This is a genomic window from Neorhizobium sp. R1-B, assembly GCF_004368875.1.
GTDB classification, from domain to species: Bacteria; Pseudomonadota; Alphaproteobacteria; order Rhizobiales; family Rhizobiaceae; genus Neorhizobium; species Neorhizobium huautlense.
In genome coordinates this window covers 209,862-233,293 of the sequence record NZ_SOEM01000005.1, presented here as the reverse complement: position 1 = coordinate 233,293, position 23,432 = coordinate 209,862, and the positions used below count along the sequence as shown (strand labels likewise).

Sequence of the window (23,432 nt, the reverse complement as noted above, 5' to 3'; positions counted from 1 at the left end):
TCATAAGCTCCGCCTTGTTTCAGGTGGATTTGCAAGCGCTTTTATCAGAGTTTCCGGCGATCCGAACCCCCCCGATTTGACCGCCAATCGTATCGGCCGGCCGTCCTGCAGAACCAGTTCGCACCATGGAAAACCCGGCTCGATCTCACCTTTCGGCGACAGCACGCCAACGCCCAAAGCGCGCAAAAGCGCATGGGCCGTGTCGCCGCCGCCGGCTACGATTGTATCGGCCTTCGTTCGTTCGACGATGTTGCCGACCTGTCGGGCGAAACGGACGGCGACCGCAGCAGCGTCTTCGATGATCTCGCCGCAGCAGCGGATCAGAACCGGCAGAGCCACTTCAGGTGGTACAGAAAGAACGCCGCCCGGAGCGTCGAGCACCCCGTTCAGCCGCCCGCAGGCCTCCAGGGCCTTCATCTGCTCAATAGTGATGGGGTCGCGCGAGCCGATTGCAAACAGGGTGGCTGCGGTGGGGGAAAAAAGGCTGGTATCAGGACGGCTCCGGCAAAGCCTGCGCGCCAGAGCAAGGCCGAGGCCACGCGCTCCGACGAGTAGGGTCTTGCCGTCGAGTTGGGCGACGATCCGGTCGAGATCAGCGTCGGTTTCGGCATCGGCGATGTAGAGTTCCACGCCGGGACCGGTAAAGAGCGGCAGGATTGGCAATGGCGTCTCCACGCCACGACCGACGACCGAACCCCCGTGTGTAAACCGATGTTGATCGGGGACGGCAGGAGCTACGACGAGCTTGTTATAACCAAGGACATCGGCGATCGCCTCGCTTTCAATGGCGACATGTCCTTTAAGGCGAGAATCGATCTTCTTGAAGACAAAGGAGGGGCTCGCCGCGGTGATCGTCTTGGCGGCTCGACGCACGGTCTGCTCCGCCTGTGGAGCCGGCATGGCCCTTGATGCAGTATTGACAACCAGGACATCCGGTGCGTCCCTGAGCGCTGCCGATATATTTTCCACGTCGACTGCCACGGAGACAGTCAATCCCGCTCCGATGAACGGCGTGCCGGTATCAAGCGCGCCCGTCAGATCATCGGCGATGATTGCGACTTCCAGGCCCATTATGCTGAACTCGGGTTGACGGCATGGCAGGCAACCAGATGGCCGGGACGGGCTGCCTTCCATTCCGGGACGATCTTGGTACAAACGTCTGCTGCGATCGGGCAGCGTGTATGAAACCGGCAGCCGGACGGAGGATCGAGAGGACTTGGAACGTCGCCTTCCAGGATCTGGCGCTTTCGATTGCGTTCCCTCAGCGGGTCAGCTTCCGGCACAGCCGACAACAGCGCTTTCGTATAGGGATGAAGCGGCGTCTCGAAGAGCGCGTCGCGCGGCGCCAGTTCCGCCAGACGGCCGAGATACATGACCCCGACCCGGGTCGAGATATGACGCACGACCGCTAGATCATGGGCGATGAAAAGATAGGTAAGTCCGTACTTTTCCTGCAGGTCGAGCAGGAGGTTGATGATTTGTGCCTGGATCGAAACGTCCAACGCCGAGATCGCTTCGTCGCAGACGATGAATTTTGGCTGGCAAGCCAATGCTCTGGCAATCACGACGCGCTGTCGCTGGCCGCCGGAAAGCTCGTGCGGGTAACGCGAGGCGAAACGGGACGGCAGGCCGACATCCTGGAGAAGTGCGGCGATCTTGTCATTCAGTTCCGTCTTGGCCGCAAGTTTGTGAAAAAGCATCGGTTCGCCGATGGCTTCGCCGACAGTCATGCGTGGATTGAGGGTCGAATAGGGGTCCTGGAAAACGATCTGCAAATCCCGGCGGAAGGGCCGCATGCGCTTGTCGTCGAGCAGGGTCAGGTCCTGACCTTTGTAGATCACCCGTCCCCCGCTGGCGCGATGCAGGTTCAAGATGGTGAAGCCAGTCGTTGATTTTCCGCAGCCGGACTCGCCGACGAGGCTCAGCGTTTCCCCTTGTTGGATGTCGAGGCTGACGTCATCGAGTGCGTGGACAGTCGCCGTCCTTTCGCCAAAGGCGCCGAGACGCACGTGAAAATGCTTTACGAGGTTTTCGACCTTGAGCAAGGGTTCGACATTCATCATGCGGCCTTCAGGGCTTTCTGGACGGCGAAGCAGGCGGCGCGATGGCTGCCCTCAGAGGAAATGGGTTGCAGTTTGGGCACATCTCTACGACAGATATCCATGGCGAGTGGACAGCGCGGGGCGAAAGGGCAGCCGGAAGGGCGCCGCCCCGGTTCAGGCGGTGTACCGCCGATTGAGCTCAACCGCGCCGCCGGCGCATCTGACAGCGTCGGGATCGAGGCCAGCAGGCCGCGTGTATAGGGATGGCTCGGATTGGCAAAAAGCGCGTCGACCGGTGCATCCTCAACCACGGTGCCGGCATAAAGCACCACAACGCGGTCGGCGAGGCCGGCGATCAAGGCCAGATCATGGGTAATCCAAACGACGGACATGCCGAGTTTGGAGCGAAGTTGCTTCACAAGATCGACGATCTGGGCCTGGATCGTCACGTCGAGCGCCGTTGTTGGCTCGTCGGCGATCAGCAGCTTTGGCTCGCAGGCCAGGCCAATCGCGATCATCACCCGCTGCCGCATGCCGCCGGAGAGTTCATGCGGATAGGCGTTTAGGCGCTCCTGTGGGCCCGGAATGCCGACGAGCCGCAGAAGCTCGACAGCCCTTTTGCGGGCATCCTGGCGAGACATGCCACGATGATAAAGGAGCGGTTCGCAGATCTGGTCGCCCACCCTCATGACTGGATTGAGGGATGTCATCGGATCCTGGAAGACGAAGCCGATTTCGCCGCCTCGCACCTTGCGCAGCGCCCGCGCCGACATCTTCTGCAGGTCTTGCCCATCGAAATCGGCAGAACCACTCGTCACTTTGATCTTGTTGGGGAGGAGCCGCATGAGGCTGAGCATGGTGAGGCTCTTGCCACAACCGGATTCGCCGACGACGCCGAGCGTCTCGCCTTTCGTGACATGAAGGTCGATTCCGTCCACTACCACGGCCGGACCGCGGCGGCCGTCGATTTCCACGGTCAGGCCCTTCACGTCGAGCAGTCTTTCCTTGGTGTCCTGAGCTGTCACTTCGTACCTCGCGGGTTGAGAGCGTCGTTCAGGCCATCGCCGAGAAAGGAGAAGGCGACGGAGGCAAGGCCGAGCACGGCGGCGGGGGCGGCAAGCAGGTGAGGATGATGTTGCCAGACCCGCAGTCCATCGGAGATCATGTTCCCCCAACTCGGCGTCGGCGGGTTCACACCGACGCCGAGGAAGGAAAAGGCGCTTTCCAGGACCATGGCGGTGCCGAGGCCGGCGCTGACCGAGACGATCAGCGGTCCGAGCGCATTCGGCACGACATAGCGCATCATGATGATGCGGTTCGACAGCCCGAGCGCCATGGCGGCAGTGATGTAGGGCCGGCTTCGGATCGACAGCACCTGGGCGCGGACGAGGCGCGCGTAAGGCGGCCAGGAGATCATCGCCATCGAGCCGAAAACGAGGAAGAAATCGATCCAGATCGTTTCCCGATAGAAGGGATTGAGCGTCGCCATGTATTGGGCTTCCATCCAACGTGCGATCGGCGTCTTCAGCGATGCGTTGATGACCACGACGAGCAGCAGGTTCGGCACCGACATGGTCATGTCCGTCAGCCACATGATGACACGGTCATAGGGGTCGCCGAAGAAACCGGCGACAGCGCCCAAGCTCGTGCCGATCAAAAGCGCGATTGCCGTGACGACGATGGCGACCAGGAAGGCAGTTCGAGTGCCATAGACGACACGGCTGAAGACATCGCGGCCAAGGTCGTCGGTGCCGAAAAGATGAGCGAGCGAAGGTGCCTGGTTGCGGGCCTGTAGGTCCTGGCTCAGGAAGTCATGGGGTGTGAGATAGGGACCGAAAATTGCCACGAAGGCCAGCAGCACGACAATGCCGAGGCCAAAGATCGCCAGCTTGTTGCGTTTCAGCCGGTGCCAGGCATCGCGCCAGAGGTTGACCGGCCGATCCTCCTCGCCGACGGCGGGATTGGTTTCAACGAGCGTCATCGTCAGCGGCTCCTTTTGGAATCGTTGGCGCGCGGGTCAAGCAGCGGATAGAGGATGTCGACCAGCAGGTTGGAGATCATCACCAGAAAGGATCCGATCAAGGTGACCGCCAGAATCACCGGATAGTCCGAATTGATCAGCGCCTGTACGGTGAGGCGTCCAAGACCGGGCAGGCCGAAAACGAGCTCCACGAAGATCGCCCCATTGACGATGGTGATCATGATAAGGCCGAGCTGGGTCACGACCGGCGTCAGCACCGGCCGAAGGATGTGGCGCAACGCCACCATCATCTCCGGCACGCCCTTGGCACGTGCGGTCCGCACGAAATCCTCCGACAGCACTTCGATGACTGCAGCGCGCGTCTGGCGGATGATGAGCGCGATCGGCTGGAAGGAGAGCACGAAAAGCGGCAGGAGGATGCGCATGTCAAACACGCCGCCCCAGCCATAAGGCACTTTCGCGCCCGGGAAGAGGACGATGAGGGCCACCATCAACAGCGGCCCTGCGACATAGGCAGGGATTGCCCACAGGAAGAGCGCAGATCCCAAAATGGCGTAATCGGTCCGGGTATTCTGGTTGAGCGCAGCAATCATGCCAAGCGGGATCGCGACGACTGCGGTCAGGACGATGGAACAGAGGGCAAGCTGGAAGGAAACCGGCGCAGCAGCCTTGACCAGGGCCCAGACCGAGCGGCCAGAGGTGAGGGAGTTGCCGAACTTTCCCTGCAGGAGGTTCCACACATAGTAGCCGAACTGCTCGATAAAAGGCTTGTTGAGGCCGGCGCTCTCGCGGATTGCCTCGATACGTTGAGGATTATAGGCGACGTCGCCCGGTGCGCGCAGGAAGATGAGTTTGATGGGATCGCCGGCACCATAAAAGGCGAGCGCATAAACCGCCAGCATGACCAGCAGGACCGATGGGATCCAGATTGCAAATCGTGTCGCAACGTAACGCAGCATCGCCGAGTTTCCCTCCCGCATGGGCCGGTCGCCGGCAAAGGCTTCCTGACGCTTTCATGCCGTCTTTCCGCAGCCTCCAGATGTGTGCGGAACAAGTTTGAATTTCCGATTTGCCGCAGGAAAACGATGCGCGAACTGAATACTGCGCATCGCATTCCTGCCGGGTCGGGATCAGCCCTTCGGGCCTTTCCGGGTTGCCTCAGGCGATGGTTATTTCCCAGGGCCGTGCAACCTGCCAGTCAAGGTTTTTGTCGATACCCTTGACCTCCTTGGTGGCCCAGCGCGACATGGCTTGAGCATACCAGGGAATGAAGGCCCAGTCTTCGCGGAAAGCCTTCTGTGCCTCCTGCGCAAGCGCGATGCGCTTCGGATCGTCGGCCGCCTTGGTCGAGGCCTCGGCCAGTGCCGCATCGACCTTGGGGTTCTTGTAGCCTCCAAGCTTGTTCTGCGCGTTGGAAGAGGTGGAGGCGATCGAACCCTGCAGGTAGGAGACGGCATCCGGAACACGGGTGCCGACATCGTCACGGAAGATCTGCACGGCATTCTGATCGGGGCCGGCATAGGCATCCTGCTGCGGCTTCATGTCAACGGCCGTGATGCCGAGGTTCTGGCGCCACTGTTCGGCTATGAATTGCGCCGCCGCCTCGATGGCCGGCCCGGAGACGCCGACAAAGAGGAGTTTCGGCAGGCGCTCGGGACCGCCGTATTTCGATTCCGACAACAGCTTTTTGGCAGCGGCTGGATCGAATGGATAAGGTTCGAAACCGGAATTGTCCGCCCCCGGCACTGAATTGATCACCTGGTCCGTCTTCTTGTGAGGACCGTCGGGATAGGAAGCCTTAAAGAGGCCATCGCGGTCGACAGCCATAATCAGCGCCTGGCGCACCTTCGGGTCGTCCATCGGCGCGCGGGACGTATTGAACCAGAAATGCTGGCTTGTCGGGATCAATGGACCGGCGGAAAATTCAGCCCCCAGATCCTGTACGATCGTTGAGGTAATGAGCTCGGTATGGGCGTTGAACTCCCCCGACTTGATCAGGGAGGTTGCGGTGATGTTGTCTTCGATGGAGGAGATCTCGATGCGCGCAAGCTTCGGCTTCGGTCCGAAGAAATGCTCATTGGGCTCAAAAGCAAGTTTGCCGGCGTCGAGATCGATTTCGACGAGTTTGAACGGTCCGGAATAGACGGCATCCTGGTCGGGCATGTACCAATCCTGGATCTCCTCGCCGTCACTGCCGCGCGATTGCGACGCCTTGGTAATGGGCGCGATATGGTTTGCAACGCGCATGAAGAATATGGGGTCGGCTTCCGAAAGCGTCACGACGACTGTCCCGGCGTCGGGAGTGGCCACGCCGGAAAGCTCGGTGGCTTTGCCATTGCTGACTTCACCATAACCTGCGACCTTGCTCAACACCTGATCGGCCCGCTGGTTTTTGGTGTTCGGCATGGCCGAGACGTTCCAGGACCCTTTGACATCCTCAGATGTGATCTTGCTGCCGTCGGAGAAGGAGGCCTTCGGATCGATCTTGAAAGTCCAGACCTTACCGCCCTGAGACGGGGTCCAGCTTGTGAAGACATAGGGATGAATCCCGCCCTTCTCATCGAAATACATCGGCGATGCCCACCAGATGGAATTCCAGCGATAGGGAACGCCGCCGCCGCGCAGCGGAGACCAATCCTGGTTGAAAGCCGGATTTGCGACCTTGAGGATCTGCCCTTCCTGTGCGATCACAATACGGGCGCTGCCGCCGAACACCGATGCCGCGATGGTCGCCCCCAAACCAAGCTTCAATGCATCCCGCCGGGACACTTGCGCCGAATGTGCCGGACCCGCTGCTGCTTTCGTCATCCCTACCTCCCAATAGAATGCCCGGCCGTTCCTCCAGGCCGTTGATGACGTACACTCCCGCGATATTGTAAATATGTCAATAATTTTCTGATGGGTTTGCCGTCGAATTTGGAAATGCCAGAAAAACTTCTTTTAATTCAAGGTTGTGTTGGAAAACAAGCGAGCTCAAGGTGGTTTGTTTGTTGACAACTGCCAGGGTTTCGAGGGAGAAAACGGGAAAGACGCGGCGTTGTCCCTGCTGGATACGCGGTTGCCGCGATGGGAGGAGAACATGTTAAACAAGCAGGTCGTAAGAGGCGTGTTCTGTGCGGCCGCGACGCCCCTGAATGGCGATGGTTCACCGGACCTCGCGTTGTTCTCGAGCCATTGCAGGCAGCTGCTCTCCGAGGGCTGCCACGGCATAGCTCTGCTTGGTACGACGGGGGAGGCGAACTCCTTCTCCATTGCCGAACGTCGAGCGATCCTTGAAGCCGCCATTGCCGCTGGCATCGAACCGGGCAGATTGATGCCCGGCACCGGACTGGTTTGTCTGGCGGACACGGTCGAATTGACCCTGCATGCCTTATCCTGCGGCGTCAGTACGGTCGTCATGCTGCCTCCGTTTTATTATAAGGGCGTAAGCGACGATGGCTTGTTTGCGGCCTATGCGCAGATCATCGAAAAGATCGGCGACCCCAGGCTTCGCGTCATTCTTTACAATATCCCCCAGGTCTCGGGGGTGCCGCTCTCCCTGGCACTCTTGAAGCGCCTCGTTGAGGCTTTTCCGCAGGTGGTCGTAGGGATCAAGGATTCCTCTGGCGATCTGACCAACATGCAGGCAATTTCCGCAGCCCTCCCGGATTTTTCCGTCTTGGCTGGTGCCGATCCGCTCATGTTGCCATTGCTGAAATCCGGGGGGGCGGGTTGTATTACCGCCACTTCCAATCTGGTGGCCGGCTCGCTACGGGTCGTTTACGACCAGTTCGCGGATATAGCCAAGACCGAGGAGGTTGAGGCTGCCCAGGCTCGCATCAATGCCTATCGGTCGCTTTCCAATTCCTATGTCCAGATTCCAACCATCAAGGCGATGGTCGGTTTGAAGCGAAACGAAAGCGCCTGGCGTCGCACCCGCGCCCCGTTGATGCCGTTGACCGATGCCGAGCTTTCCGAGCTTTCCGCCCATTATTCAAGACTTCCGTGAACCTTGGACGCGCCATGACCACGACAGCTCTCGACCCCGCAGAAGTCCCAGCCCTGATGACCGGAAGATTGGTCGTAAGCGATAGCCTCGCCGATCGTGCTGACGCATATCTGCCTTCCCCATGCGTTCAGAACCATGCCGCCAATTTGGCCTTTCTTGACGATGGGACGCTTACCTGTGTCTGGTTTGGCGGCACGATGGAAGGGATGGGCGATATCTCCGTTTACATGTCGAGGCTTTTGCCCGGAGCAGCCGCATGGTCGAAACCCGAAAAACTGAGCGACGATCCCTTGCGGTCGGAGCAGAATCCCTTGCTGTTTCAATCCCCCGACGGGACGATATGGCTGCTTTATACGTCGCAGACATCCGGGAATCAGGATGGAGCAGTTGTCAAGAAACGCGTCTCCACGGATGGCGGACGCACGTTCTCCGCGCCCGAGGTTCTCTGTGAGATCCCGGGCACATTCATACGCCAGCCACTCGTCGTCAACGGTGACGGCGCGTGGCTGTTGCCGGTCTTCCGTTGCCTGAGCGAGGCGGGGCGCCGGTGGACCGGCGATATCGACAGGGCCGCGGTGCTGGTTTCCAAGGATCGCGGTAGCAGCTGGGATATGGCGGAAGTGCCCGGAAGCCTCGGCGCAGTCCATATGAACATCGTCCCGTTGAGCGGCGGCGACATGGTGGCCTTTTATCGCAACCGCTTCGCCACGCAGCTATTGCGGAGCCATTCAGACGACGGTGGGCTCACCTGGAGCGCTCCGGAACCGACAGAGCTTCCCAACAACAATTCGTCCATCCAGGCCGCAAGACTGAAAGATGGAAGAATTGCAATGGTTTACAATCACAGCAATGCGCAAACATCGGATGCGCGCCGCCATTCGCTTTATGACGAGATCGAAGGTTCTGAAGATGCGGGGGCGATCCCGGCAACCGCTGTTGCAGATCGCAAGGGCGCAGTCTGGGGCGTGCCACGTGCGCCCCTGAGCCTGGCGATATCGAGCGACGGCGGCAGGACGTTTGCGGTGCGCTTCGACCTCGACACGGGGGACGGCCACTGTCTGAGCAACAATTCGACGGACATGCTGAACCGCGAGTTCTCCTATCCTTCCATCGTTGAGGGCCCCGATGGTGCTCTTCATATCGCCTACACCTATTTCCGCCGCGCAATCAAATACGTCCGCCTGGAGCCATCGTTCTTCAAGGAATGACAAGTTCGGAGGCGGACCACCGGCAGTCGACGTGTGCTGAGGGTCGCGTGTTGGTGCCGTTTTGAGCAGACCTTTCGTCGAAAATCTCATTGCAGCTTGTCAAGTTTACGCGACACGGATAACAACTTTACATATATTGGCGGAAGTCATTCACTGCACCGCTGGAGGAGGGTAAGCCGATGAGCATGTTGAGCACGCCGATCTCGATGATCCGACCGCCCGTGATCGAATTCGGAATCGGGACGGCGGAGCGTCTTGGCGCTTGGGCCGGTGCGCGGGGGTGCAGGCGTATCCTCGTCGTTTCGGACGCTTTCAACGCGCCGCGTATCGCCTTGCTTGGTCTCCCGGGTAAGCTGAGTGTATTCGGCGAGGTTCGTGCCGAGCCAGATACCGGCGATCTTGAGCGCGTGCTGGCTGCGGCAGATGCGGCGGACGCTGATCTTATCATCGGTTTCGGCGGTGGGAGCGCCATGGATCTGGCCAAACTCGCCGCCGCGCTTGCCGGTTCGGGGCAAAAGCTGTCAGATGTAGTTGGTGCCGGCAAGATCGCGGCGCCAGGAAGGGCGGCTTTGGCGCAGGTGCCGACGACCGCCGGCACCGGAAGCGAGGCGGGCATTCGTGCCCTCGTTACCGACCCAACTACGAAGAGCAAGCTGGCGGTCGAGAGCATCCATATGCTGGCGGATATCGCCGTCATCGACCCGGCGCTGACATTCACGGTGCCGCCGGCGATAACCGCCGCGACAGGTGTCGATGCCATGGCGCATTGCGTCGAGGCTTTTACGAACCGAAAGTCGCATCCTGCGGTCGATCTTTATGCGATCGAGGGCGTGCGTCTGGTCGGCCGTTATCTTGCCCGCGCGGTCGCCGACGGCCAGGATGCCGAAGCGCGCGCCGGGCTGGCGCTTGCCTCGCTTTACGGAGGATACTGCCTCGGGCCGGTCAATACTGCCGCGGGCCATGCACTTGCCTATCCGCTCGGAACGCGCTGGCATATGGCCCATGGCGCAGCCAACGCGTTGATTTTCCCGCATGTTCTCGCCTTCAATACGCCGGCCGTCCCGGAAAAGACTGCAGCCGTGCTCGAGGCTCTCGGACTTTCCCAATCCGGCACGGTGGGCTCCGTCTACGAGGCGGCACATGCTTTCTGCGCTTCGCTCGACATCGAGATGAAGCTGTCGAAGGTCGGCGTGTCGCAGGCGGATCTGGGCGCCATGGCTGACGATGCCTTTGCCATTCGTCGCCTGCTCGACAACAATCCCCGTGAAATGTCGCGCGCCGATATATTGGCGATCTACGAGGCGGCTTATTGAACGGCACGAAAGGGAAAGGCATCCGGAAATGAGCAAGGACACGCGTATCGCGATCACGCTGGGCGACCCGGCAGGCGTCGGGCCGGAGGTGATCGTCAAGGCTCTCAATGCCTTGCCGGAGGCGGAGCGGAAAAGTTTCACCATCGTCGGCTCCGAAGAAGCCTTGCGGCGGGCAAACAGTGCTTGCGGCACTTCGCAGTTGTTTTCGCCAACGCCGAAGGACGGCGCGATTCTTGTGGACGAAGTGCCGATAGAGGGCAGGCTGCCGCAGATCGGCAAGGTGGATGCTGCTGCCGGCGACGCTTCAGTCCGCTACATCCGCCGGGCAGTCGAATTGGCGCTGTCAGGCGCCGTTGACTGCATCGTGACGGCTCCGATCAACAAGGAGGCGATGAACCTAGCCGGCCATCACTACGATGGCCATACCGGGCTGCTGGCGCACCTTACCGGATCGAAGAGTTCGTTCATGCTGCTCGCCTCCGAACGCCTCAACACCATTCATGTCTCCACCCACGTTTCCTTGCGTGGCGCGATCGAACGCGCCAAGACCGAACGCGTTCTAGCGACGATCATGGCCGGCCATCAGCATTTCCTGCGCATCGGCAAGGCGCCCCGTATCGCAGTTGCAGGCCTCAACCCGCATTGCGGCGAAAATGGACTTTTCGGTACCGAAGACACCGAGTTCCTGGCCCCAGCCGTCGAGCAGGCCCGTGCAAAGGGCATTGACGTGGTGGGACCCATCTCGGCCGATACGGTCTTTGCGCGTGCCTATAACGGTGCCTTTGATCTTGTTGTCGCTCAGTATCACGACCAGGGCCACATACCGATCAAGCTGGTCGCTTTCGACAGCGCGGTGAACGTTTCGCTCGGCCTTCCGATCGATCGCGTCTCCGTCGACCACGGCACCGCCTTCGATATCGCCGGAACCGGAAAGGCGAACTATGTCAACATGCTGTCGGCGATTTCCTATGCTCGGCTGATCGCCGGAGCCCATGCCTGACGGCACTCTGCGGCCTCGCTGGCTGGCAATCTGAAATGTGAGCCTTGCGATCGAAGGGATTTCGGCCCAATATGAAAATATTGGGGGTTCGTATGCATCTAACCGAACGTCAGTCGAAAATCGTAGCGCTGGCCAAGTCCGCCGGGCGGGTGCTTGTCGAGGAACTGGCGGGCGAATTCCAGGTGACGCCGCAAACGATCCGCAAGGATCTCAACGATCTTTGCGCGGCGCAGCTTCTGACGCGTATCCACGGCGGGGCCACCTTCCCGCGCGGAACGGAGAACGTGCGCTATGATGCGCGCCGCCAGATCGCCGCGGCCGAAAAGCAGGCGATCGGTATCGCCGCGGCCGGGCTCATTCCCGACAATGCCTCCCTCTTCATCAATATAGGTACGACGACGGAGGCGGTCGGGGAAGCTCTGGATCACCATCAGGAATTAATGGTGATCACCAATAACATTAATGTTGCCAATCGGTTACGCCTCCTTGACGACATTGAAGTTGTGATCACCGGCGGCGTCGTGCGCCAATCCGATGGCGGTATCGTCGGAGAGGCGGCAGTCGATTTCATTCGTCAGTTCAAGGTGGATTTTGCGGTGATCGGAGCTTCGGCGATCGATTCGGATGGCGCCCTTCTGGACTACGATTTCCGGGAGGTGAAGGTAGCGCAGGCCATCATCGCCAACGCGCGTCATGTCATCCTGGTCGCGGACTCGACGAAATTCGAGCGCACAGCTCCTGTGCGCATCGCACAAATTTCCCAGGTTCATACCTTTATCACCGATCAATGCGATTCTCCTTCGATCCGCGATATCTGCCAGCAGAGTGGTGTTACCATCATCGAGACGGCGAAAGAAAACCAATAATCTTTTGGTGCATTTGACATTCGTTTGACATTCGGAAAATTTCGTTCTTAATGGAATGGCTTTCGAAAAAGTCGAGGCGCTCTTTGATGGCGACTCGAAGTGGGGGAGAATGAGCGAGATTATCCACGATATCTTCGTGATCGGCGGCGGCATTAACGGGTGCGGCATAGCCCGCGACGCCGTTGGGCGCGGCTATTCGGTCGCGCTTGCGGAAATGGATGACTTTGCCTCCGGGACGTCTTCGGGAGCCACCAAACTCATCCACGGCGGTTTGAGATATCTCGAGCATTACGAATTTCGGCTGGTGCGCGAATCGCTGATGGAGCGCGAGGTGCTTTGGGCGATGGCGCCGCATATCATCTGGCCGATGCGTTTCGTCCTTCCCTATCACAAGGGCGGGATAAGGCCGGCCTGGCTCATTCGCATGGGCCTCTTTCTTTACGATCACCTGGGCGGGCGCAAGCGGTTGCCTCCGACGGCTGTCCTCGACATGCGGACCGATCCGGCAGGCAAGCCCCTCAAGGCGCTCTTCACCAAGGCTTTCGAATATTCCGACGGCTGGGTGGACGATGCCCGCATGGTCGTTCTCAACGCGCGTGATGCGGCTGACCGTGGCGCGCTTATCCTGCCGCGCACGAAGGCCGTGGCTGCCAGGCGCGAGAACTCGATCTGGACCGTCGACACCGTCGATGTCGTCTCGGGCCGGACGCAATCGCATCAGACGCGCATGCTCATCAATGCCGCAGGCCCTTGGGTCGATCACGTGATACGCTCCGCCTTCGGTCAGAATGCGGCCCACAACGTCCGCCTCGTCCAGGGCAGCCATATTGTGGTGCGGAAGAAATTCGAAGATCCGAGAGCCTATTTCTTTCAGAATCCCGACAACCGCATCATCTTCGCCATACCCTATGAGGATGATTTCACGCTGATCGGCACGACCGACCGTGATTACCATGGCGACCCCAAGGACGTGCACATTTCCGAGGAGGAGACGGAATATCTGTGCAAGGCGGCCAGTGAATATTTTCGCGAGCCCGTCACGTCGGGTGATATCGTGTGGACCTATTCGGCCGTGCGCCCGCTTTTCGACGACGGTGCCTCGAAGGCCCAGGAAGCCACCCGTGATTATGTGCTGAAGCTCGACCTGGAGAACGGCGCGCCCTTGCTCAATGTGTTCGGCGGCAAGCTGACCACCTATAGGCGCCTGTCGGAACATGCATTGGAGAAGATCGGTGAGGCTATTGGAACCAAGGGACAGTCCTGGACCGCCGATAGCCGTCTTCCAGGTGGTGATTTTGCCGTCGACGGCTATGAGGCCGAGGTCAAACGGCTGATGCAGCGCCACGCGTTCCTGAGCGAAGGGCATGCCCGCCGCCTGGTGCGCCGTTACGGAACGAAGGCGCAGGTCATCCTTGATGGCGTGAATGGTGCCGAGGGGCTTGGCCGTCATTTCGGCAGCAATCTTTATGAAGTGGAAGTGCGCTATCTCGTCGATCAAGAATGGGCGATGACGGCGCAGGATGTACTCTGGCGCAGGACCAAGGAAGGACTGCGTCTTACCGAACAAGAAGCGAAATCTTTGGAGGAGTACATGGCTGCCATACCGGCAAGAATGGTCGGTTAGGTAGGCATGTGGTCCCCGTTGCGAGGAGGCACGGGAGCCTGAATGCTGGAATTGCGAAACGTGGCCAAGATGGTGGCGGGAGATTATCACATCTACCCGACCGATCTTGCCTTTGAACGAGGCACGCTCAATGTCCTGCTCGGGCCGACGCTGGCGGGCAAGACATCGCTGATGCGATTGATGGCCGGCCTCGACCGGCCGACGAGCGGCTCGGTCTTCTTCGACGGCGCCGATGTCACGGGCGTGCGCGTGCAAGAGCGCAACGTGGCAATGGTCTATCAGCAGTTCATCAACTATCCGGCTCTGACCGTCTACGAAAACATAGCCTCGCCACTGCGCATCGCGGGCAAGGATTCCGCATCGATCGACAAGGCCGTGCGCCAGGCGGCGGAACTCCTGAAGCTCACGCCATATCTTGATCGCACGCCTCTCAATCTTTCCGGTGGGCAGCAGCAGCGAACTGCACTGGCCCGTGCGCTCGTCAAAAATGCCAGCCTCGTCCTGATGGACGAGCCGCTTGCCAACCTCGATTACAAGCTTCGCGAGGAATTGCGCGAGGAGTTGCCGAAGATCTTTGCCCAGTCGGGAGCCGTTTTCGTTTACGCTACGACTGAGCCCTCGGAGGCGCTCCTGCTCGGCGGCAATACGGCGACACTTTCCGAGGGACGGGTGACGCAATTCGGAAAGACGATAGACGTCTATCGCAGGCCCGCGGATCTCGTGACCGCCAAGACATTTGCCGATCCGCCGCTCAATTTCATCGACGTGATCAAGTCCGGCGCCGTCTTTCGCCACCAGGATGTCGACCGCTTGCCCGTCCCTTCACATCTGTCCGAAATCCCGGACGGAGCGATGACGGTGGCCTTTCATCCTCATCATCTGGGACTTACCCGGCAAACGGAGGATGCCGCACCATTGAAGGCGGTCACGCAGATCTCCGAAATCACCGGTTCGGAGAGTTTCGTGCATCTGGATTATAATGGCGCGCGCTGGATCATGCTGGCGGCGGGCATTCACGAGATCGATCCGGATACGCAAGTCGACCTTTTCCTCGACACGCGTCACCTGATGGCCTTTGGCAGCGACGGCCGGGCCATTGCCGTCAATGCCGTGGCCTAGGCGGGAGGAAAACTATGGCTCGCATCACACTCGATCATATTCGCCACGCTTACGGTCCCGCTCCGAAGTCTCCAAAGGACTATGCGCTGCGCGAAGTTCACCACGAATGGAATGACGGCGGCGCCTATGCGCTGCTTGGGCCATCCGGCTGTGGCAAGACAACCCTGTTGAACATCATTTCCGGACTGCTTCAACCGTCCGAGGGGCGCATTCTGTTCGACGGCAAGGATGTGACATATCTGTCAACCCAGGCCCGCAATATAGCGCAGGTTTTCCAGTTCCCGGTCATCTATGACACGATGACGGTCTACGACAACCTGGCCTTCCCTTTGCGCAACCGTGCAGTGCCCGAGGCGGAAGTCGATCGGCGCGTTCGCGAGATGCTGGAGATCATCGATCTTTCGGGATGGGCAAAGCGCAAGGCCCAGGGATTGACCGCCGACCAGAAGCAGAAGATTTCGCTCGGCCGGGGTCTCGTCCGAAATGACGTCAATGCTATCCTGTTCGATGAACCGCTCACTGTCATCGACCCGCATATGAAATGGGTGCTGCGCTCGCAGTTGAAACGGCTGCACAAGCAATTCGGTTTCACCATGGTCTACGTGACACACGACCAGACGGAGGCGCTGACCTTCGCCGACAAGGTGGTGGTCATGTATGACGGCCAGATTGTCCAGATCGGAACGCCTGCCGAGCTTTTCGAGCGTCCGACCCACACGTTCGTCGGCTATTTCATTGGCTCTCCGGGCATGAACGTCATGCCGGCACGCATCGAAGGCTCGACCGTCGTCGTCGGGGGCGAGACGATCGCTCTTGATTATTCCCCGCAGATCAATGCCGGCGACCGCGCCGAGCTTGGCATTCGCCCGGAATTCATTCGCATTGGCCGGGAGGGCATGCCGGTTGCGGTGAACCGTATCGAAGACATCGGGCGTCGAAGGATCGTCCGGGCGGATTTCCAGGGCCAGCGGATCGCCATCGTCGCATCCGAGGATGCCGAGATTCCGGCAGAGCCGCGCATCACCTTCGATCCCGCAGCCATCAATATCTACGCCAATTCCTGGCGCGTCGGCAGGGAGGCCTGAACTCATGCAAAAGACATGGAACAATAAAGCGTGGTTTCTGGTCCTGCCGGTTCTCGTGCTTGTCGCCTTTTCAGCGGTCATCCCGCTGATGACGGTGGTGAACTACTCGGTACAGGACACGTTCGGCAATAACGAGTTCTTCTGGGCCGGCACCGACTGGTTCCTGGAGATTTTGCATTCCGATCGCTTTTGGGAGGCACTGCAGCGCAACCTGTTCTTCTCCTTCGTCATTCTCGCCCTGCAGATACCGCTGGGGATTTTCATCGCGCTCAACATGCCCAAAAGCGGCATTGGCGTGCCGGTCTGCCTTGTGCTGATGGCGCTGCCGCTGCTCATTCCCTGGAACGTCGTCGGTACCATCTGGCAGGTCTTTGGCCGTGTCGACATCGGCTTGCTGGGCTATACGTTGCGGGCCCTGGGTGTTGATTACAACTACGTCCGCGATCCTCTCGACGCGTGGATCACGATCATCGTCATGGATGTCTGGCACTGGACCAGCCTCGTCGTGCTGCTCTGCTATGCCGGTCTCGTTTCCATTCCCGATGCTTATTACCAGGCGGCCAAGATCGACGGTGCGTCGCGCTGGTCGGTATTTCGTTACATCCAGCTTCCGAAGATGAAACGCGTACTGCTCATCGCTGTACTGCTGCGCTTCATGGACAGTTTCATGATCTACACCGAACCGTTTGTCGTGACCGGTGGTGGTCCTGGCAATTCGACCACCTTCCTTTCGATTGACCTGGTCAAGATGGCTGTCGGGCAATTCGACCTCGGACCGGCGGCCGCCATGTCGATCATCTACTTCCTCATTATCCTGCTGCTCTCATGGATCTTCTATACCGTGATGACCAGCAGCGACGCGAACGGTTGAGGGGAGAGCGCCAATGGCCGAGACAACTAAATTTAAGCCTGCCGGAAACCTCTCCTGGCTCGTATCGACCCTTTACATCCTCTTCCTGCTTTTGCCGATCTACTGGCTCATCAATATGAGCTTCAAGGAAAACGCGGAAATCACCGGTGCGTTTTCGCTTTGGCCGCAAAATCCGACGCTTAGAAACTACAGCGTGATCTTTACCGATCCGTCCTGGTACAACGGATATATCAATTCCATCATCTATGTCGTGCTGAACACGATAATCTCGGTATTGGCCGCGCTGCCGGCTGCCTATGCGTTTTCCCGCTACCGTTTTCTGGGCGACAAGCACCTTTTCTTCTGGCTGCTGACGAACCGCATGGCTCCGCCGGCAGTCTTCGCCTTGCCGTTCTTCCAGCTCTATTCGGCTTTCGGTTTGATCGATACACACATTGCGGTCGCTCTCGCCCATTGCCTGTTCAACGTGCCGCTGGCGGTGTGGATCCTGGAAGGGTTCATGTCGGGCGTGCCGAAGGAGATCGACGAGACGGCCTATATCGACGGCTATTCCTTCCCGCGGTTCTTCGTGAAGATATTCATGCCGTTGATCGCGTCGGGGATCGGCGTTGCCGCCTTCTTCTGCTTCATGTTCTCCTGGGTCGAGCTCCTGCTCGCTCGCACGCTGACGACAACTGCCGCAAAGCCGATCTCCGCCATCATGACCCGCACGGTTTCGGCCGCCGGCATGGACTGGGGGGTGCTGGCCGCGGCAGGCGTTCTGACCATCGTTCCGGGAGCGCTGGTGATCTATTTTGTCCGCAACTACATCGCCAAGGGCTTTGCGCTCGGCCGCGTTTGAGGAGGAGAATTACCTATGACCTTTTCCTGGATGGCCTGGACGCTGCCGACGGCGCTGTTTTTCCTGTCGATCCTCGCGCTTTTGATCGGCATGAGCGTTTGGGAATATTTCGCTCCAGGCGGTTCGCCGCGCGTAGGGATTCTCCGCTTCGAGACGACTCGTGGAGACCGGCTGTTCATTTCGCTGCTCGGGGCGGCATTCATTCATCTCGCATGGTTGGGGCTGATTGGTCCCAACCTGTGGTGGGCTCTTGCCATAGCCGTGGTTTACGCAATCGGCGTTTTCCGCTTTGTCTGAGGCAAGCTGATACGGTGTCCGGATGTACCGGCCATCTTCTAACTGAACGTGCACTCGCAAACTCTGGGAGGATATCATGCGACGGCATCTTATGACGACAACAGCGGCAATGCTGCTGGCAATGACGGGTTCGGCTTTCGCGGGCATGAACGAAGCCAAACAGTTTCTGGGCAAGGAAATCGGCGACATGTCGACGCTTTCCAGCGCCGAGCAAGAAAAGGAAATGCAGTGGTTTATCGATGCGGCGAAGCCTTTCGCCGGCATGGACATCAAGGTGGTTTCGGAAACGATCACCACACATGAATACGAATCCAAGGTGCTGGCGCCTGCCTTCACGGCAATCACCGGCATCAAGATCACCCACGACCTGATCGGCGAAGGCGACGTGGTTGAAAAGCTGCAGACGCAGATGCAGTCGGGCGAAAACATCTACGACGCCTACATCAACGACTCCGACCTGATTGGCACCCATTGGCGCTATCAGCAGGCGCGCAGCCTGACCGACTTCATGGCGAAGGAAGGCAAGGACGTCACCAACCCCAACCTCGACATCGACGATTTCATCGGCAAGTCCTTCACCACTGCACCGGACGGCAAGCTCTATCAGCTTCCGGACCAGCAGTTCGCCAACCTCTACTTCTTCCGCTACGACTGGTTCAACGACGAGAAGAACAAGGCGGACTTCAAGGCCAAGTACGGCTATGATCTCGGTGTGCCGGTCAACTGGTCGGCCTACGAAGATATTGCCGAGTTCTTCACCGGCCGCGAGATCGACGGCAAGAAAGTCTATGGCCATATGGACTACGGCAAGAAGGACCCATCGCTCGGCTGGCGATTCACCGACGCCTGGCTCTCTATGGCCGGCAACGGCGACAAGGGCATCCCGAACGGCAAGCCGGTCGACGAGTGGGGTATCAAGGTCGATGAGAAGTCGCGTCCGGTCGGCTCTTGCGTCGCACGCGGCGGCGACACCAATGGTCCTGCGGCCGTCTACTCGATCCAGAAGTACCTCGATTGGATGAAGGCCTATGCGCCGGCGGCTGCCCAGGGCATGACCTTCTCTGAATCCGGTCCGGTGCCGTCGCAGGGCGAAATCGCCCAGCAGATGTTCACCTATACGGCCTTTACCGCGGACTTCGTGAAGGAAGGCCTGCCGGTCGTGAACAAGGACGGCACGCCGAAGTGGCGGTTCGCTCCGTCACCGCATGGCGTTTACTGGAAGGACGGCATGAAACTCGGCTATCAGGATGCCGGTTCCTGGACGCTGATGAAATCCACGCCCGACGACCGCGCCAAGGCCGCCTGGCTCTATGCGCAGTTCGTTACATCGAAGACTGTCGACGTGAAGAAGAGCCATGTTGGCCTTACCTTCATCCGCCAGTCGACACTCGACCACAAGTCCTTCACCGACCGTGCGCCAAAGCTCGGCGGCCTGATCGAGTTCTACCGCTCGCCGGCGCGCCTGCAATGGTCGCCGACCGGTACAAACGTTCCTGACTATCCGAAGCTTGCCCAGCTGTGGTGGCAGGCGATCGGCGACGCGTCCTCCGGCGCCAAGACCGCTCAGGAAGCAATGGACTCGCTTTGTGCCGAACAGGAGAAGGTTCTGCAGCGTCTCGAACGCGCCGGCGTTCAAGGCGATGCGGGTCCGAAGCTCGCCGAGGAGCATGACCTCGAATATTGGAACAAGGATGCCGTGGCGAAGGGTAACCTCGCACCGCAGCTGAAGGTTGCAAACGAGAAAGAGAAGCCTCTGACGGTCAACTATGACGAACTCGTCAAGAGCTGGGCGAAAGCAACCAAGTAGAGGCAGCTTTCAGATCAGATCCGTCGCGAAATCGTCCTTCCCGGTCGCCCGGGAAGGACAATTTGTTTTGTCTGAAAGAGGAGACGCAATCTCGCGGAACGGTCCCCGGTGTCGTGAAAACGACGAATTGCTTGATCAATTCTGATAGCTATGCTTCGATTGTCTCAACTGGCATTGGCGCTTGCACTCGGCAGGCCCTTGTTTTCTAGCCCGGGAATTGGATGTCTGGATCATTTAATGCTGTTCCGCTGCAGCGTCGCACTGCGGCGGATGCGTTCCCGCTGAAGCAGAGCATTGTCAGCATTGCTGTGATCAGCGGTATCGTCAATATCCTGGCCCTGACCTCGCCGTTGTTCATGCTTCAGGTCTATGACAGGGTGCTTGCAAGCGGCAGCGTCCCGACGCTGATCGGTCTTGCCGTGCTTGCGACCGGCCTTTACGCCTTTCAATCCATGCTCGACGTCATCCGGGCACGGGTGCTCCTGCGGATCGGAGAGGGCTTCGATCTGCGGCTCTCAGGCCGGGTCCACGACGCCGTGACCCGCTTGCCGTTGCTGACCCGCATGCCGGGCGACGGTCTGCAGCCCTTGCGCGACCTCGACAATGTCCGCGGCTTTCTCTCAGGCAATGGCCCAACGGCCTTTTTCGACCTGCCCTGGATGCCGCTCTACCTGGCGATCTGCTTTCTTTTTCACTTCTGGATTGGCGTCACGGCCCTTGCAGGCGCAATCATCCTCGTATGCCTGACCTTGCTCACCAATGGTCTGTCAAAAAAGGCGATACGTGATGCCATATCCTCGAATATGGCCCGTAACGGCCTCTTGGAGGCTGCCCGTCGCAACGCCGAAGTGGTGCAGGCGATGGGGATTGGTCGGCGGATTGCCGCGCGCTGGCAACTGGCCAATGCGGACTATCTGGCCGCCAACCGCAAGGCAGGCGATGTCGCCGGTGGATTTGGCAGCATTTCCAGGTCGTTGAGGATGGTGCTGCAATCGGCCATTCTTGCCGTGGGTGCCTATCTTGTCATTACGCAGCAGGCGACCGGCGGTGTGATGATCGCCAGTTCGATCATGATGGGTCGTGCGCTTGCGCCCGTCGATCTCGCCATTGCAAGCTGGAAGCCCTTCTTAATGGCGCGGCAGAGCTGGACGAGGCTGAAGGATCTTCTGGCGAAGGTTCCGGAAACTGCTTCGATGACGGCGCTGCCGGTTCCGGAAAAGGAGTTGCGCGTGGAGGGCGTGACCGTCATGCCTCCGGGCGAGAGAAAGCCGACCGTGGCGGGACTGGGCTTTGCAGTTGCTGCTGGGAGCGCATTGGGAATCATCGGCCCCTCGGGCTCGGGCAAATCAACGCTGGCGCGCGTGCTCGTGGGGGCATGGGTCCCTGCCGGCGGCAAGGTCCGGCTGGACGGCGCAAGCCTCGATCAGTGGGATGTCGAAGCTCTCGGACGTCACATCGGCTACCTACCTCAGGGCGTGGAGCTGTTCGACGGCACGATCGCGGAGAATATCTCCCGGTTCGAGGATGACGCCGATGCGCAGGCCGTGGTCGCCGCCGCTAAGGCCGCGGGAGCCCATGAGCTTATCTTGCGTTTCGATCAAGGTTATGAGACGCGGATTGGCGAGGCGGGGTCGGCGCTTTCGGCCGGACAGCGCCAGCGTATCGGACTTGCCAGGGCGCTTTACCGCGATCCCTTCCTCGTCGTTCTTGACGAGCCCAACGCGAACCTGGACGCCGAGGGCGAAGCCGCAGTGATCAGGGCTATCGCCTCGGTTCGCCAGAGAAGGGGCATTGCGATCGTGGTCGCGCATCGTCCAAGCGCCATTGGTGCGGTTGATCTGGTGCTGATGATGGAGGCTGGCCGCCAGAAAGCTTTCGGACCGAGGGACGAAGTGCTGTCGCAGGTTCTCAAGGCCACGCCGGTGTCGCCGCCCGCAAACGCGGGCTTTCCCGCAACTGGTGCCGCCGTGACGCCGCTGCGTGTGGTTGCAAGTCCTTTCCGCCCCGCCGCGGGCGATGAAAGCAAGACTGGATCTGAAAATGGTTCGGAGGAATCCGATGTCAAACGTTGATCGCCTGACCGGCGAGGTCACGGGTTCCATTCGACGGCATCTGGCGGTTGGCCTGTTTACCAGCGTGTTGATGGTGGGTGGCGCAGGCGCCTGGGCTGCCGTGACGAATTTGTCCGGTGCGGTGGTCGCTTCAGGACATTTCGTGGTCAACTCCTATGTGAAGAAAGTCCAGCATCCCAAAGGCGGGGTCGTGGGTGAAATTCTCATTCGCGAGGGGGACGAAGTCGCCGCAGGTCAGATTGTCATGCGGCTCGATGCGACGCAGACGCGTGCGAACCTCGCAATCGTCACAAAACGGCTGGACGAACTGTCCGCCAGAATGGCGCGGCTGGAAGCCGAGCGCGACGATCTTGATACGATCGTATTTCCCGATCCGCTGACGACGCGAAGCAACGATCCGAATGTCGCCTCGGCGATGCGGAGCGAGACGCGCTTGTTCGAATTCAGGAAGCAATCGAGGGAAGGAAAGAAAGCGCAGCTTCGCGAACGCATCGCCCAGTTCGAACATGAGATCGAAGGGTTGAAGGCGCAGGAAGCAGCCTACCAGCAAGGGATCGAGGTATTGAACAAGGAAATCGCCTCCCTGGGCGGTCTGCGCGAGCAGGGTATCGTATCGGATCAGCGCTTGAACAGCTTGAGAACACAGGTCGCGACTTTCGGGGGCGAACGGGGAGAGAAGGTTGCCTATCAGGCACAGGCAGCGGGCCGCATCACCGAAACAAGGCTTCAGATTCTCCAGGTCGATCAGGATCTGAAGGCGGAAGTCGGACGCGAACTGAGGGAGGTGCAGGCCCAGGTCGGCGAGTATATCGAGCGAAAGATTGCCGCCGAGGACGAATTGAAGCGCGTGGACATCATTGCACCGCAATCCGGCATCGTCCATCAGCTTGCCGCGCATACGGTTGGCGGGGTCATTTCACCGGCCGATCCGGTCATGCTGATCGTCCCGGAAGGCGACGATCTGGCATTGGAGGTGCAGATTGCGCCGAAGGACATCGATCAGATCCAGCTTGGCCAGAAGGCGGTCCTGCGGATGTCCGCCTTCAACCAGCGGACGACCCCCGAACTGATAGCCCATGTCAGCCGGATTGCCGCCGACCTGACCACGGATGAGCGGAATGGGTTGTCCTTCTATCTGGTGCGTCTCTCTGTTACGGCGGAGGAAATGAAGAAACTCAGGGACCTTTCGCTCGTTCCCGGGATGCCGGCCGAGGCGTTGATCCAGACTGAAGACCGCACCGCTCTTTCCTATCTGCTCAAGCCGCTCTCAGACCAGATCAATCGGGCCTTTCGTGAAGAGTGACGGGGACGACAAAGA

At 59.6% G+C, this 23,432-nt stretch carries 20 protein-coding genes; 14 read left to right on the top strand and 6 right to left on the bottom strand.

Annotation, left to right across the window (positions count from 1 at the left end; all coding sequences use genetic code 11):
- From EDE05_RS10140 to EDE05_RS10115, 6 genes are all read right to left on the bottom strand, one after another.
- The gene (locus EDE05_RS10140; RefSeq protein ID WP_134100785.1) at window positions 1–1,071 is read right to left on the bottom strand and encodes a four-carbon acid sugar kinase family protein; all 1,071 of its coding nucleotides are present in this window, start codon (window positions 1,069–1,071) and stop codon (window positions 1–3) included.
- Window positions 1,071–2,060 (bottom strand): oligopeptide/dipeptide ABC transporter ATP-binding protein, encoded by a 990-nt coding sequence (locus tag EDE05_RS10135; protein WP_112797646.1) that lies wholly within the window; start codon window positions 2,058–2,060, stop codon window positions 1,071–1,073. Before EDE05_RS10135 ends, EDE05_RS10140 begins: the two co-directional genes overlap by 1 nt.
- On the bottom strand, window positions 2,060–3,067 hold the full coding sequence (locus tag EDE05_RS10130) for an ABC transporter ATP-binding protein (RefSeq protein ID WP_134100782.1): 1,008 nt from the start codon (window positions 3,065–3,067) through the stop codon (window positions 2,060–2,062). Before EDE05_RS10130 ends, EDE05_RS10135 begins: the two co-directional genes overlap by 1 nt.
- Window positions 3,064–4,023, bottom strand: a complete 960-nt coding sequence (locus EDE05_RS10125; RefSeq protein WP_134100778.1) for an ABC transporter permease — start codon at window positions 4,021–4,023, stop codon at window positions 3,064–3,066. The genes EDE05_RS10130 and EDE05_RS10125 overlap by 4 nt, the downstream gene beginning before the upstream one ends.
- A 2-nt stretch (window positions 4,024–4,025) precedes the next feature.
- Window positions 4,026–4,982, bottom strand: coding sequence for an ABC transporter permease (locus EDE05_RS10120; protein WP_105371235.1), 957 nt, complete (start codon window positions 4,980–4,982; stop codon window positions 4,026–4,028).
- Between the two features lie 199 nt (window positions 4,983–5,181).
- Window positions 5,182–6,831, bottom strand: a complete 1,650-nt coding sequence (locus EDE05_RS10115; RefSeq protein WP_134100774.1) for an ABC transporter substrate-binding protein — start codon at window positions 6,829–6,831, stop codon at window positions 5,182–5,184.
- Window positions 6,832–7,102: 271 nt separating this feature from the next.
- On the opposite strand from EDE05_RS10115, the gene EDE05_RS10110 reads away from it, so the two are divergent.
- The 14 genes from EDE05_RS10110 (at window position 7,103) to EDE05_RS10045 (ending at window position 23,417) form a co-directional block, all read left to right on the top strand.
- Window positions 7,103–8,011 (top strand): dihydrodipicolinate synthase family protein, encoded by a 909-nt coding sequence (locus EDE05_RS10110; protein WP_134100771.1) that lies wholly within the window; start codon window positions 7,103–7,105, stop codon window positions 8,009–8,011.
- A 14-nt stretch (window positions 8,012–8,025) separates the two neighbouring features.
- Window positions 8,026–9,219 (top strand): exo-alpha-sialidase, encoded by a 1,194-nt coding sequence (locus EDE05_RS10105; RefSeq protein ID WP_134100768.1) that lies wholly within the window; start codon window positions 8,026–8,028, stop codon window positions 9,217–9,219.
- Window positions 9,220–9,398: 179 nt separating this feature from the next.
- Window positions 9,399–10,532, top strand: coding sequence for an iron-containing alcohol dehydrogenase (locus EDE05_RS10100; protein ID WP_134100765.1), 1,134 nt, complete (start codon window positions 9,399–9,401; stop codon window positions 10,530–10,532).
- A gap of 28 nt (window positions 10,533–10,560) precedes the next feature.
- Window positions 10,561–11,532: a 4-hydroxythreonine-4-phosphate dehydrogenase PdxA gene (pdxA, locus tag EDE05_RS10095; protein WP_134100762.1), complete on the top strand. Its 972-nt coding sequence runs from the start codon at window positions 10,561–10,563 to the stop codon at window positions 11,530–11,532.
- Window positions 11,533–11,624: 92 nt separating this feature from the next.
- Window positions 11,625–12,398 (top strand): DeoR/GlpR family DNA-binding transcription regulator, encoded by a 774-nt coding sequence (locus EDE05_RS10090; RefSeq protein ID WP_105371230.1) that lies wholly within the window; start codon window positions 11,625–11,627, stop codon window positions 12,396–12,398.
- Window positions 12,399–12,507: 109 nt separating this feature from the next.
- Complete coding sequence (gene glpD / locus EDE05_RS10085; protein ID WP_134100759.1) at window positions 12,508–14,022, top strand: glycerol-3-phosphate dehydrogenase; 1,515 nt, start codon at window positions 12,508–12,510, stop codon at window positions 14,020–14,022.
- A gap of 42 nt (window positions 14,023–14,064) precedes the next feature.
- Window positions 14,065–15,141, top strand: a complete 1,077-nt coding sequence (locus tag EDE05_RS10080) for an ABC transporter ATP-binding protein (RefSeq protein ID WP_112797667.1) — start codon at window positions 14,065–14,067, stop codon at window positions 15,139–15,141.
- Between the two features lie 14 nt (window positions 15,142–15,155).
- Window positions 15,156–16,226: an ABC transporter ATP-binding protein gene (locus EDE05_RS10075; protein ID WP_134100756.1), complete on the top strand. Its 1,071-nt coding sequence runs from the start codon at window positions 15,156–15,158 to the stop codon at window positions 16,224–16,226.
- 4 nt (window positions 16,227–16,230) lie between these two features.
- Window positions 16,231–17,097 (top strand): sugar ABC transporter permease, encoded by an 867-nt coding sequence (locus EDE05_RS10070; RefSeq protein WP_105371227.1) that lies wholly within the window; start codon window positions 16,231–16,233, stop codon window positions 17,095–17,097.
- A gap of 13 nt (window positions 17,098–17,110) precedes the next feature.
- Complete coding sequence (locus EDE05_RS10065) at window positions 17,111–17,938, top strand: carbohydrate ABC transporter permease (RefSeq protein WP_105371226.1); 828 nt, start codon at window positions 17,111–17,113, stop codon at window positions 17,936–17,938.
- A 15-nt stretch (window positions 17,939–17,953) separates the two neighbouring features.
- Window positions 17,954–18,235, top strand: coding sequence for a DUF2160 domain-containing protein (locus EDE05_RS10060; protein WP_105371225.1), 282 nt, complete (start codon window positions 17,954–17,956; stop codon window positions 18,233–18,235).
- A 76-nt stretch (window positions 18,236–18,311) separates the two neighbouring features.
- Complete coding sequence (locus EDE05_RS10055) at window positions 18,312–20,042, top strand: ABC transporter substrate-binding protein (RefSeq protein WP_132410228.1); 1,731 nt, start codon at window positions 18,312–18,314, stop codon at window positions 20,040–20,042.
- 221 nt (window positions 20,043–20,263) lie between these two features.
- On the top strand, window positions 20,264–22,114 hold the full coding sequence (locus EDE05_RS10050) for a type I secretion system permease/ATPase (protein WP_112797673.1): 1,851 nt from the start codon (window positions 20,264–20,266) through the stop codon (window positions 22,112–22,114).
- Complete coding sequence (locus tag EDE05_RS10045; RefSeq protein ID WP_112797675.1) at window positions 22,101–23,417, top strand: HlyD family type I secretion periplasmic adaptor subunit; 1,317 nt, start codon at window positions 22,101–22,103, stop codon at window positions 23,415–23,417. The genes EDE05_RS10050 and EDE05_RS10045 overlap by 14 nt, the downstream gene beginning before the upstream one ends.
- Window positions 23,418–23,432 lie beyond the last annotated feature (15 nt).